This is a genomic window from Xanthomonas maliensis, from assembly GCF_009192945.1.
GTDB lineage: Bacteria > Pseudomonadota > Gammaproteobacteria > Xanthomonadales > Xanthomonadaceae > Xanthomonas > Xanthomonas maliensis.
Genome location: NZ_NSET01000062.1, coordinates 69,747 through 81,827 on the forward strand (window position 1 = coordinate 69,747; position 12,081 = coordinate 81,827).

Below are 12,081 nucleotides of genomic sequence, written 5' to 3' on the forward strand. Positions count from 1 at the left end.
TGCCCTGCGGTAAAGACGTATTCTAGCCGTCTTCCACGCAAGACAAGACTTCGATGGATCGCAAACTGCTCGACCTGCTGTGCTCACCGGACACCCGCCAGCCGCTGTCGCTGCTCGACGGCAAGGGCCTGGAGGCGCTCAATCGCGCCATCGCCGCCGGCGAGGTGCAACGCGTCGACGGCACCCGCCAGGAACAGCCGCTGCGCGAGGTCCTGATCACCCGCGACCGCAAGCAATTGTTCCGCGTCGACGACGGCATTCCGGTGTTGCTGGCCGAGGAGGCCATCCTCGCGGCACAGATCGCCGACTTCCCCGACAAGTGAGCACCACCTCGAGCACGGCACGGCCGCCAGTGCCCGCGGCAGCGGTCATCCAGGCCGATGTCGCGCGGGCCTTGGCCGAGGACATCGGTAGCGGCGACGTCACTGCCGCGCTGCTGCCCGACCAGGCCGACAGCGCTTACCTGCTATGCAAGCAGGACGCCGTACTGGCCGGCCAGGCCTGGTTCGACGCCACCCACCGCACCCTCGATCCGCAGGTCCAGATCCAGTGGCAGGCGCGCGACGGCGACCAGATACGCGCCGGCATGGTGCTGGCGCTGCTGCACGGGCGTAGCCGTTCACTGGTCAGCGCCGAGCGCACCTCACTCAATTTCCTGCAAACCCTGTCGGGCACCGCGACCACCACGGCCGCATTTGTCGCTGCCGTCGCCGGCACCGGCGCGCGCATCCTGGACACCCGCAAGACGCTGCCCGGCCTGCGCGCCGCGCAGAAGTACGCCGTGCGCTGCGGCGGCGGCGACAACCACCGCATCGGCTTGTTCGACACGGTGATGCTCAAGGAAAACCACATCCGTGCCGCCGGCTCGCTCACTGCGGCCGTCCACGCTGCGCGCACGCAGCAGCCGCAGTTGCCGCTGGTGGTGGAAGTGGAGACGCTGGCGCAGCTGCAGGAAGCCTTGCAGGTCGGCTGTACACGGATCCTGATCGACGACTTCGACCAGACGATGCGTCGACAGGCGGTGACCATCGTCGCCGCGCTGCCACCGGAGCGACGGATTCCGCTGGAAGTGTCCGGCAGTGTCGATCTGGCCAGCATCCGCGCGATCGCCGAGGACGGCGTGGATTGCATCTCCATCGGCGGGCTGACCAAGCATGTCCAGGCGGTGGATCTGTCCCTGAAGCTGGGGCCTGCACCGCGCTGATTTCACGCTTGCCCGCATCCGCCTCTGGCAGCCTGCGGACATCGTTGAACATTGGACTCGGAATGAGGCTTGCGCCCTGGCGATGGATCTGGCTACTGCTGGCCGCAAGCGCCGGCAGCGCCGCGGCCGCCGAGGTGTGCGACATCCCGCCGCGTTTTGGCACCAGCCCGGTTGCCGCCGCCATCGTCCGCAGCGCCTGCAATGAGCATCGCCTGTGGCAACGCCCCTTCATCGATGCCAATGGACGAATCGCCAGCCTGGGCGTGACCGAGGCCGAATCGGCCTATCTTGCCGATCACGGCCTGGTCGCCTGGCAACGCGTCGCCATGTATTGGCGCGACAGCGGCACCCTTGCGCAGATGAGCGGCACCCCGGGCGCCTCCAGTTGCGCGGCGCTGGATGGCAGCCGCTATACCGCCAGCGATTGCCGCGCCTTCCTGATCGACACCCCATGGTCCGCCGCCTTCGTCTCCTGGGTGATGACACAGGCCGGGCTGGTCGGATTTTCACGCTCGGCGCGCCATCTCGATTACATCCGCAGTGCCTATGCCGATAGCGGCAACGGCCCCTACCGCTTCACCGACCCTGCCGCAGAGAAGCCCGCGCCAGGCGATCTGCTATGCCTGCTGCGCGGACGCGAGGTCGCCTTGGGTTACGCGGGGCTGCGCGCCGCGCTGGGCGGACATGGGTCGATGCCGTGGAAATCGCATTGCGATGTCGTCGTGGCCGCCAATGTCGGCGGCGACCGCACGCTGTATCTGATCGGCGGCAATGTGTTCAACACGGTGATGATGCGCAAGATGCGGCTGGATCGGGCCGGCCATCTACTGCTGCCCGCTCCGCAATCCGGCGCGACCGAAAGCGAGTCCGACGATGGCCTGGGCAGCAGCAACGAGTGCACGCCAGCGCATGAGGAGTTGTGCGACTTCAACCGTCGCGACTGGGCGGCACTCTTGAAGCTGCGCGATACCGCAGCACAGATACCACCGCCGCCGCCGACGACGACGATGCCGGCGCCTACTCCAGCATCGGAGCCGCAGCCGCCGCAGACCATGCCACCGGGCTTTCCGCGCGTGGTGCCGCCGCGTCCGCAGCCGGCCAGCCCGCCGCAAACCGAACCGGCTGCCAGCGCGCCTTCGCAGCAGCAGTGAGTCTGCGCGCATGCGTGCGCTTTGCTTGCGGCTGCAGCGCCGTGCATCGCTGCGACGCTGCCAACCCCGGCGCGCCGGGTGCTTAGACAATGTCACTGCGGCGCTGCGACGATGCCTGCCGCTACATGGCGCCTGCGGCATATGCATGCACGACGTCGCACCGTGGTACGCGGCGAAAGCTCATCAAGGCATCGAACGCCACAGTCCATCGCCTGCGTCTGCTGGCAGCACGCATCAGCGCAACAGCGGGCGAGCCGCGATCGCCACATCGCCAAACAGCCGACAGGCCTCAACCCCGGATGCATAAAACCGCATAAAAAAAGCGGGCCGAAGCCCGCTTTTTCAGCAGCGCGATGGCATGGCGATTACTCGCCCTGCACGCCCTCGCCTTCTTCGACAGCCTTGATCGACAGACGGATACGGCCCTGCTTGTCCACTTCCAGCACCTTGACGCGGACCAGATCGCCTTCCTTCAACTTGTCGCCGACCTTTTCCACGCGCTCGCTGGAGATCTGCGACACGTGCACCAGGCCGTCCTTGCCCGGCAGGATGGTCACGAACGCACCGAAGTCCATGATCTTGGCGACCTTGCCTTCGTAGATGCGGCCCGGCTCGACGTCCGAGGTGATCTGCTCGATACGCGACTTGGCAGCCTGTGCCGCGATCGCATTGACCGAGGCGATGATGATGGTGCCATCGTCCTGGATGTCGATCTGGGTGCCGGTCTCCTTGGTGATCGCCTGGATGGTCGAGCCACCCTTGCCGATCACTTCGCGGATCTTGTCCGGATGGATCTTGATGGTCAGCAGACGCGGCGCGTAGTCCGACAGCTCGGCACGCGGGGTGGTCAGCGCCTTGGACATCTCGCCCAGGATATGCAGACGACCGGCCTTGGCCTGCTGCAACGCCTGCTTCATGATCTCTTCGGTGATGCCTTCGATCTTGATGTCCATCTGCAGCGCGGACACGCCGTCGGCAGTACCGGCCACCTTGAAGTCCATGTCGCCCAGGTGATCTTCGTCACCCAGGATGTCCGACAGCACCACGAAACGGTCGTCTTCCTTCACCAGACCCATGGCGATACCTGCCACCGGCGCCTTGACCGGCACGCCAGCATCCATCAGCGCGAGCGAGGAGCCGCACACCGAGGCCATCGACGAGGAGCCGTTGGACTCGGTGATTTCCGAGACCACGCGGATGGTGTACGGGAACTCTTCCAGGCTCGGCATCACGGCCAGCACGCCGCGCTTGGCCAGGCGGCCGTGACCGATTTCGCGACGCTTCGGCGCACCGAAACGACCGCACTCGCCCACCGAATACGGAGGGAAGTTGTAATGGAACAGGAAGTTTTCCTTGTACTCGCCGCTGACCGCATCAATCACCTGGCCGTCGCGGGCGGTGCCCAGCGTGGTGACCACGATCGCCTGCGTCTCGCCGCGGGTGAACAGCGCCGAGCCATGGGTGCGCGGCAGCACGCCGGCCTGCACGGCGATCGGACGCACGGTGTCCAGCGCACGGCCGTCGATCCGCACCTTGGTGTCCAGCACCGAGTCGCGCATGGTGCGATATTCCAGCTCGCCGAATTCCTTCGACAGCTCCGCGGTGCTCCAGCCTTCGGCAGCAACGCGGCCGGCCAACGACTCCAGCACGTCCTTCTTGATTGCGGCGATGGCGTCGCGACGCTGCAGCTTGTCACGGATCTGGAAAGCGCCAGCCAGCTGGGTGCCGACCGCTTCCTTCAGCGCGCCGATCAGCGCGGTGTTCTTGGCCGGGGCCACCCAACTGCTCGGCTTGGTGCCGGCTTCGACGGTCAGCTCGTTGATCGCGTTGATGACCTTCTGCATCTCACGATGACCGAAGGTGACCGCACCCAGCATCACGTCCTCGGACAGCAGCGCCGCTTCGGATTCCACCATCAGCACCGCATTGGCGGTACCGGCGACGACCAGCTCCAGCTGCGAATCCTTCAAGTCGGTGACGGTCGGGTTGAGAATGTACTCGCCGTTCTTGTAGCCCACCTTGGCGGCGCCGATCGGGCCGTTGAACGGGGTGCCGGCCAGCGACAACGCGGCCGAGGCGCCGATCAACGCGGCGATGTCGCCGTCGATGTCCGGGTTCATCGACATCACCGTGGCGATGATCTGCACTTCGTTCTTGTAGTCCTCCGGAAATAGCGGACGGATCGGACGATCGATCAGGCGCGAGATCAGCGTCTCCTTCTCGGTCGCACGCCCTTCGCGCTTGAAGAAGCCGCCCGGGATGCGGCCGCCGGCGTAGAACTTCTCCTGGTAATCAACCGTCAGCGGAAAGAAGTCCTGCCCTTCGCGCGCACTCTTGGCGGCGACGGCGGTGACCAGCAGTACGGTGTCGTCCATCTTGACGATGACGGCGCCGCTCGCCTGGCGGGCGACTTCGCCCGTCTCCAGGGTGACGGTGTGCTTGCCGTACTGGAAGGTTTTGGTGATTTTTGCCACGGGGGTTTCCTTGGTGATGCTTTTGCAGATGGACCGTCGTCGACCCTTGCCGAGAACGGGCGGCCGGGAGGCTCCGGCCCATGGGGTGATGCGGGATGATGCGGGAACGTCTAAAACGAAACCGCGGCGCATCGCTGCGCCGCGGCGGTAGGAACGATTAGCGGCGCAGGCCGAGCTTTTCGATCAGGGACTTGTAGCGCTCGCCATCCTTCTTCTTCAGGTAGTCGAGCAGGCTGCGACGGCGGTTGACCATCTGCAGCAGACCGCGGCGGCTGTGGTGGTCCTTCTTGTGGGTCTTGAAGTGGCCAGTCAGCAGCTCGATGCGGGCGGTCAGCAGCGCGACCTGCACTTCCGGCGAACCGGTGTCCTGGGCGCTGCGCTTGTTGTCTTCAATGATCTTCTGGGTGTCTACGGACATGATTTTTCTCGATAGATGCGTGGTCGACAGGAACGTACGGGACGCACCGTCGGACTCGCCGTTTGCTGAGTGCGCGCGATGGCGCAGGAGATGCCCCGAGCGGGGCGGCGAAATTGTACCGTCGTGGGGGCCGGCGGACAAGTTGACTAGAACTTAACAATTATCGTCACGGCCCAGCCCATTGAACAGGCGTTGCGGCGACAGTCGCCCCTGGACGTCCACGCTGCCCAGCCCGGAAGGCACGCCGTCCGGTCCGAACACCGCGACCTGCCCTGTCGGAAAGGCATCGTCGCGCAAGCGCTGGCCCATCCGGAAGCGAGCGGCGTGGGCCGCATCCAAGGTAATGCGCGGAAAATCGGCCAGGCCATCCTGCAGCGGCAGCAATAGCTGGCCGGCAACGGCACCGGACTCGAGCTTGGCGGCAAGCGCCTCCAGCGTCAGCATCTGCGGGGCGCGGAACGGCTCCACCCATAACCTGCGCAGCGCGGCGATGTGGGCGCCGCAGCCCAGGCGTTCGCCCAGATCGCGGGCCAGACTGCGGATATAGGTGCCCGAACCACAGGCCACCCGCAGGCGCAGACGTGGCGCCTGGTAGCCGAGCACGGTGATCGCGTGCACCTGCACCTCGCGCACCGGCGCGTCGATCGCCTCACCGCGACGCGCCTTTGCATAGAGCGGCTCACCACCCTGCTTGAGTGCCGAATAGATCGGCGCCCGTTGCTGCAGGCGACCGATGAACGGTTGCACCGCCGCAGACAAGGTCGCTTCGTCCAGATCCGGCACTGGCCGCTCGCGCAACGGCACGCCGTCGGCATCGTCGCTATCGGTGTCCACACCCAACACGATCTCGGCATCGTAGGCCTTGGCCGATCCCAGCAGCAGGCCGGCGATCTTGGTGGCTTCGCCGAAGCACAATGGCAACAAGCCGGTGGCGAGCGGATCCAGGCTACCGGTATGGCCGCCTTTTTCGGCACGCAGCAAGCGGCGCGCCGCCTGCAACGCATTGTTGGAGCTGAGGCCGGCGGGTTTGTCGAGCAGCAGGATGCCGTGCAACGGCCGATAGGAAATACGGGGATTCACGAAATCGTCAACGCTCGGATCGGAATAGCAGCCTGCGTGCGGAGACGGCGGCCGCAGCGATACCAATCGGCACTCACTGCCGACCAGCGTCCTCGTCGGCATCCTCATCCGGCGCGGCACCCGCTTCGTCGCGCAGCAAGGTGTCGATGCGCTCACCGCGATCGACCGAGTCGTCGTAATGGAAATGCAGCTCCGGCACATGCCGCAGCTTCATCGCCCGCGCCAGTTGCATGCGCAGCTGTCCGGCGATTTCCTTCAATCCCTTGACGGCTTCGGCCGAGCGCTCCTGCTGCAGCGCGGTGACAAAGACCTTGGCATGCGCCAGGTCGCGACTGATTTCCACATCGGAGACGCTGACCGACGGCAATCCGTGCTCACGCACGGCCGCGTGCACGATCGTGCCGAGGTCGCGGCGCACCTGTGCGGAGACGCGGTCGGTGCGATGGAATGATTTGGTAGGCATGGTCGAGAACCTTTTGGTTCGGGCCCCGGGGCCTGGGGCCCGGGGCCCGGAAGAGCAAGAGCCGTGGCCTTCGCTACTCCCGGGTCCCGGGCCCCGGGTCCCCGGTCCCGTCTTCGTTACAGCGTGCGCGCCACTTCGATGCGCTCGAAGCACTCGATCTGGTCGCCCACCTTGACGTCGTTGTAAGCCTTCACGCCGATACCGCACTCGGTACCGTTGCGCACTTCCTCGACGTTTTCCTTGAAGCGGCGCAGCGATTCCAGCTCGCCTTCGAACACCACCACGCTGTCGCGCAACACGCGGATCGGCTTGCTGCGCTTCACCACGCCCTCGATGATCATGCAACCCGCGACCGCGCCAAACTTCGAACTGCGGAACACGTCGCGCACCTGCGCGATGCCGATGATCTCTTCGCGGATCTCCACGCCGAGCAGACCCGACGCCACCTGTTTCACCTGGTCGATCACGTCATAGATGATCGAGAAGTAACGCAGGTCCACGCCGTTGGACTCGATGATCCGGCGCGCCGATGCGTCGGCACGTACGTTGAAGCCGATCACCGTGGCCTTGGAGGCGGCGGCAGAATTGGCGTCCGACTCGGTGATGCCACCCACGCCGGAGTGGATCACGTTGATGCGGATATCTTCGTTGGACAGCGCAACCAGCGACTGCTTGAGCGCTTCCACCGAGCCCTGCACGTCGGCCTTGATCACCAGGTTCAGCACCTGCTGGCCTTCGCCCTTGCCCATCTGGGCCAGGATGTCTTCCATGCGGTTGCCGGCCGAGGCGACCAGGCGGGTTTCGCGACGCTTGGCCTCACGCTGCTGCGCCACGTCCTTGGCCAGGCGTTCGTCCTCGACGACCACGAAGTCGTCGCCGGCTTCCGGCACACCGGACAGGCCGAGCACCTGCACCGGAATCGACGGGCCGGCGGCGCTTGGCTGGGCACCGGTCTCATCGAACAGCGCACGCACGCGGCCGTACTGGATGCCGCACACCAGGTAATCGCCCTTCTTCAGCGAGCCCTGCTGCACCAGCACCGTGGCGACCGGACCGCGGCCCTTGTCCAACGAGGACTCGATCACGGTACCGCTGGCGCGACCTTCTGCCACGGCCTTCAGTTCGAGCACTTCGGCCTGCAAGGAAATCGCATCCAGCAGCGTATCCACGCCCTGACCGGTCTTGGCCGACAGTTCGATGAACTGGGTGTCGCCACCGAATTCTTCGGCGACCACGTTCTCGGCCAGCAGCTCGTTCTTGACCCGCAACGGATCGGCGGCGGACTTGTCGATCTTGTTGACCGCCACGATCAGCGGCACACCGGCGGCACGCGCATGCTGCACGGCTTCCTTGGTCTGCGGCATCACGCCATCGTCGGCAGCGACCACCAGCACCACGATGTCGGTGATCTTGGCGCCGCGGGCACGCATCGAGGTGAACGCTGCGTGGCCCGGGGTATCCAGGAAGCTGATGACGCCGCGATCGGTTTCGACGTGGTAAGCACCGATGTGCTGGGTGATGCCACCGGCTTCGCCCGAGGCGATCTTGGTGCGACGGATGTAGTCCAGCAGCGAGGTCTTGCCGTGATCGACGTGACCCATGATGGTGACGACCGGCGGACGCGGCGTTGCGTCGCCTTGCGTCTCCTCGGCATGCGCCAGCAACGCGTCCTCGAAGTCGGCGCTGTCGGCACGGCTGGCCTTGTGGCCGAGCTCTTCGGTCACCAACACCGCGGTGTCGTGATCGATGCTTTGGGTGATGGTCGCCATGACGCCCATCTTGAACAGCGCCTTGACCACGTCGCCGCCCTTCAGCGCCAGCTTCTGCGCCAGGTCGGCCACGGTGATGGTTTCACCGATCGACACTTCACGCACGACCGGCGCGGTCGGACGCTCGAATCCATGCGCACCGCCGCCCTGGTTGCCGCCACGACCGCCATCGTTGCCACGACGCGAGGACGCCCCCGCGCGACCGGCAGACTTGCCGCGGACATTGGAGCGACGCGCACGATCGGCGGCAGACAGATGCAACTGCCCGGCGAAGCGCTTGGTCGCGTCGTCGTCCTCGACCCCGGACACCATGACATGCGAGCCACGGGTCTTGTGCTTGGACGCATTGGAACGATCGTCGGCACGTGCCGGCGCAGCCGGACGCGAGGCGGGCGCGGCACCAGCCGGACGAGCCGGACGCGCAGCCGAGGGCTGGCGTGCGACAGGCGCCGCAGCCGGCGCGTCGGCATCGGCCTGCGCCGGTGCATTGGCCGCAGCTGCGGCCTGCTCGGCCGCCTTGCGTTCGGCGTCGATGCGATCGCGCTCGGCCTGCTCTTCCTCGCGCTTGCGTCGCAATTCTTCGTCACGCGCACGATCGGCTTCGGCCAGACGCTGCTGCTCGGCAAGATTGCGCTGGCGCGATTCCTCGAGCTTGCGCAGGATGTCAGCACGCTCGTCGTCCGGGCTCAGCGGCGTACGGCTGTTCTCGGCGTCGGACTTCACGTAGGTACGCTTCTGCCGCACCTCGACGTTGACCGTGGTCTTGCTGCGCCCGGCACTCACCGTCACTTCCTGCAGCTTGCGACGGTTGAGGGTGATCTTGCGGGCCGCCTCGCTGGCGGCCTCTGCCGGCGCATCGGACTTGCCATGCGTGCGACGCAGGAAGCCGAGCAGTTTCATCTTCTCGGTGCTGGTCACGACCTGATCGGGACCGCTGAACTTCATCCCGGCCTCGGCCAGTTGAACCAGCAGTTTATCGACCGGCGTATTGACCAGTTCGGCAAGCTTGCGGATGGTGGTTTGCTGCGACATTCGGATCCTATGATCTGGTTGGCGCCCCCTCGCCCAGAGCAAGGGATACGCTGATTCTAAGCCCTGATGGGGTCAGGGCGCGGTTCATTGCCGGCTCATTCGCCGCGCTCCAAACGGGCGATCTCCTCGGCGCGGGCGGCCAGGATCAGCGCCGCGGCGCGCTCCTGGGTCATGCCCTCGATGCCGAAGTCGACGATCTCGTCCGCTGCCAGGTCGGACAAGTCCTCGCTGGTACGCACGCCGTGCTCGGCCAGAGCAAAGGCCGTTTCCTCGTCCATCCCTTCCAGCGCCAGCAGATCTTCGGTGGGCTGGGTGCCTTCCAGCCCCTCTTCCTCGGCCAGCGCCGCATTCAGCAGGGCGTCGCGGGCGCGGGCGCGCAGTTCCTCGACGATGTCCTCGTCGAAGCCCTCCACCGCCAGCAGCTCGCCGACCGGGACGTAGGCGATTTCCTCGACGGTGTTGAAGCCCTCGGAGACCAGGATGGCGGCGATCTCTTCGTCGACTTCCAGGCGATCCATGAACAGCTGACGGGCCGATGCCTGTTCAGCCTCGGACTTGGCAGCCACCTGGTCGGCCGTCATCACATTGAGCTGCCAACCGGTCAGGCGGCTAGCCAGGCGCACGTTCTGGCCACCCTTGCCGATGGCCTGCGCCAGCCGATCCTCGGCCACCGCCAGGTCCATCGAATGCTTTTCTTCGTCGACGATGATCGACTGCACCTCGGCCGGCGCCATCGCATTGATGACGAAGTTGGCCGGGTTGTCGTTCCACAGCACGATATCCACGCGCTCGCCATTGAGCTCGTTGGACACCGCCTGTACGCGCGAGCCGCGCATGCCGATGCAGGCACCGATGGGATCGGTGCGGGTGTCGTGCGCGATCACGGCAATCTTGGCGCGGTCGCCCGGATCACGTGCGCAGGCCTTGATCTCGACCAGGCCCTGGCCCACTTCCGGCACTTCGAGCTTGAACAGCTCGATCATGAATTCAGGAGCAGCGCGGCTGATGAACAGCTGCGGTCCACGGGGCTCGGAACGCACTTCGGCCAGGTAGCCGCGCACGCGGTCGCCCGGACGCAGCACATCGCGCGGAATGCCTTTGTCCTTGGGAATGAAGGCTTCGGCATTGCCGCCCAGGTCGACGAAGATATTGCCGCGCTCGGCGCGCTTGACCACGCCGGTGATCAGCTCGCCCACGCGGTCCTTCCACGCATCCACCACCTGCTGGCGCTCGGCCTCGCGCACGCGCTGGACGATGACCTGCTTGGCGGCCTGGGCGGCGATGCGGCCGAAGTCCGGATTCTCGATCTGCTCTTCGATGTAGTCGCCCACATCCACGCCGTCGGCCTCATCGACCGCATCCATCAAGCGGATCTGGCGGTCGGGCGATTCCATCACGACGTCGTCGGCCACCACTTCCCAGCGCCGATAGGTTTCGTAGGTGCCGTCCTTGTGATCGATGGTCACGCGCGTCAGCACGTCCTGGTCGGGATAGCGCTTCTTGGCTGCCGATGCCAATGCGGCCTCGATCGCCTCGAAGATCACCTCGCGCGGCACGCCCTTTTCGTTGGCGACCGCGTCCACTACCAGCAAAAGTTCCTTGCTCATTTCGTCACTCCGCGCGCGGCTTGCCGGCCGCCGACTCGTTGGATGGTTTCTTGCCCTGCCCCGGCTTCTTCGGGCCGGGCTTGTTCGGTTTCTGCGGTGCCAGCCCCAGTGCGACCCAATCCGGGACGATGCGCGCCTTGTCGATATTGTCGAAGCCGATCTGCACGTCCTTGCCATCGATGGCGAACACCACCGCATTGGCGGCGTCCATCACTTGCTGGATCTGGCCCTGGAAGCGACGCCGGCCGTCCTGCGCCAGCTTCAGCGTGACCTTGGCCGACTCGCCGAGGTGACGCGCGAATTGTTCCAGCGTGAACAACGGACGATCCACGCCCGGCGAGGACACCTCCAGCGTGTAATTGCCGCTGATCGGATCTTCGACGTCCAACTGCGCCGACACCTCGCGGCTCACGCGCTCGCAATCGTCGACGTTGACCATGCGCTCGGGCTGCTCGGCCAACGGCACATCGATGTACAGACGCAGCGTCGCGCTGCCCGGGGCGGGGAGATATTCCACGCCCAGCAATTCGAGGCCAAGGGCTTGCACCGTCGGTCCCAGCAGAGTCGCGATTTCGTTCGCTTTTTCGCTCACAGACTGCCCTGATCAGAAGATTGCCAGTAGAACCCCGGCAACCGGCAGCAAACTTTCCGGTTCCGGAAAAAACAAGGGGCCCAATGGGCCCCTTGCGTCTAAAAAGCCCGACCTCTCCGGGTCGGCGCAAAGACGGGAACAAGCGTCTTTGCGATCCAAGAAGCTGAATCCTTGCACCGAGGCAACAATCCAAAACTTGGTAGCGGGGGCAGGATTTGAACCTGCGACCTTCGGGTTATGAGCCCGACGAGCTGCCAGACTGCTCCACCCCGCAGCAGAAGCGGAATTATG

At 65.5% G+C, this 12,081-nt stretch carries 10 protein-coding genes and 1 tRNA gene; 3 read left to right on the top strand and 8 right to left on the bottom strand.

What is annotated here, in order from left to right; translation table 11 throughout:
- Positions 1–53: 53 nt before the first annotated feature.
- The 3 genes from CKY51_RS18495 to CKY51_RS18505 all read left to right on the top strand — a co-directional run bounded on the left by CKY51_RS18495 (position 54) and on the right by CKY51_RS18505 (position 2,355).
- Entirely contained in the window at positions 54–323 is a 270-nt protein-coding gene (locus tag CKY51_RS18495; protein ID WP_022974243.1) for a Trm112 family protein, read from the top strand.
- Positions 320–1,204 (top strand): carboxylating nicotinate-nucleotide diphosphorylase, encoded by an 885-nt coding sequence (gene nadC / locus CKY51_RS18500; protein WP_022974244.1) that lies wholly within the window; start codon positions 320–322, stop codon positions 1,202–1,204. The genes CKY51_RS18495 and nadC overlap by 4 nt, the downstream gene beginning before the upstream one ends.
- Before the next feature lie 62 nt (positions 1,205–1,266).
- Positions 1,267–2,355: a DUF2272 domain-containing protein gene (locus tag CKY51_RS18505; RefSeq protein ID WP_022974245.1), complete on the top strand. Its 1,089-nt coding sequence runs from the start codon at positions 1,267–1,269 to the stop codon at positions 2,353–2,355.
- A 365-nt stretch (positions 2,356–2,720) separates the two neighbouring features.
- On the opposite strand, the gene pnp is transcribed toward CKY51_RS18505, so the two are convergent.
- The 8 genes from pnp to CKY51_RS18545 form a co-directional block, all read right to left on the bottom strand.
- Complete coding sequence (gene pnp / locus CKY51_RS18510; protein WP_152249638.1) at positions 2,721–4,829, bottom strand: polyribonucleotide nucleotidyltransferase; 2,109 nt, start codon at positions 4,827–4,829, stop codon at positions 2,721–2,723.
- 157 nt (positions 4,830–4,986) lie between these two features.
- Positions 4,987–5,247, bottom strand: a complete 261-nt coding sequence (gene rpsO, locus CKY51_RS18515) for a 30S ribosomal protein S15 (protein ID WP_022974248.1) — start codon at positions 5,245–5,247, stop codon at positions 4,987–4,989.
- 153 nt (positions 5,248–5,400) lie between these two features.
- Positions 5,401–6,327: a tRNA pseudouridine(55) synthase TruB gene (gene truB, locus CKY51_RS18520; RefSeq protein WP_022974249.1), complete on the bottom strand. Its 927-nt coding sequence runs from the start codon at positions 6,325–6,327 to the stop codon at positions 5,401–5,403.
- Positions 6,328–6,400: 73 nt separating this feature from the next.
- Positions 6,401–6,790 (bottom strand): 30S ribosome-binding factor RbfA, encoded by a 390-nt coding sequence (gene rbfA / locus CKY51_RS18525; protein ID WP_022974250.1) that lies wholly within the window; start codon positions 6,788–6,790, stop codon positions 6,401–6,403.
- Positions 6,791–6,906: 116 nt separating this feature from the next.
- Positions 6,907–9,591, bottom strand: a complete 2,685-nt coding sequence (gene infB, locus CKY51_RS18530; RefSeq protein ID WP_022974251.1) for a translation initiation factor IF-2 — start codon at positions 9,589–9,591, stop codon at positions 6,907–6,909.
- A 95-nt stretch (positions 9,592–9,686) separates the two neighbouring features.
- A complete protein-coding gene (gene nusA, locus CKY51_RS18535) occupies positions 9,687–11,198 on the bottom strand; it encodes a transcription termination factor NusA (protein WP_022974252.1) in 1,512 nt (503 codons plus the stop codon).
- Positions 11,199–11,202: 4 nt separating this feature from the next.
- The gene (rimP, locus tag CKY51_RS18540; protein WP_022974253.1) at positions 11,203–11,790 is read right to left on the bottom strand and encodes a ribosome maturation factor RimP; all 588 of its coding nucleotides are present in this window, start codon (positions 11,788–11,790) and stop codon (positions 11,203–11,205) included.
- Between the two features lie 197 nt (positions 11,791–11,987).
- Positions 11,988–12,064, bottom strand: a tRNA-Met gene (locus tag CKY51_RS18545).
- Positions 12,065–12,081 lie beyond the last annotated feature (17 nt).

Excerpts from the sequence above, each read along its gene's own strand:
- infB (WP_022974251.1), bottom strand. The coding sequence starts at position 9,591 with ATGTCGCAGCAAACCACCATCCGCAAGCTTGCCGAACTGGTCAATACG.
- nusA (WP_022974252.1), bottom strand. The coding sequence starts at position 11,198 with ATGAGCAAGGAACTTTTGCTGGTAGTGGACGCGGTCGCCAACGAAAAG.
- CKY51_RS18495 (WP_022974243.1), top strand. The coding sequence starts at position 54 with ATGGATCGCAAACTGCTCGACCTGCTGTGCTCACCGGACACCCGCCAG.
- CKY51_RS18505 (WP_022974245.1), top strand. The coding sequence starts at position 1,267 with ATGAGGCTTGCGCCCTGGCGATGGATCTGGCTACTGCTGGCCGCAAGC.
- rpsO (WP_022974248.1), bottom strand. The coding sequence starts at position 5,247 with ATGTCCGTAGACACCCAGAAGATCATTGAAGACAACAAGCGCAGCGCC.
- rbfA (WP_022974250.1), bottom strand. The coding sequence starts at position 6,790 with ATGCCTACCAAATCATTCCATCGCACCGACCGCGTCTCCGCACAGGTG.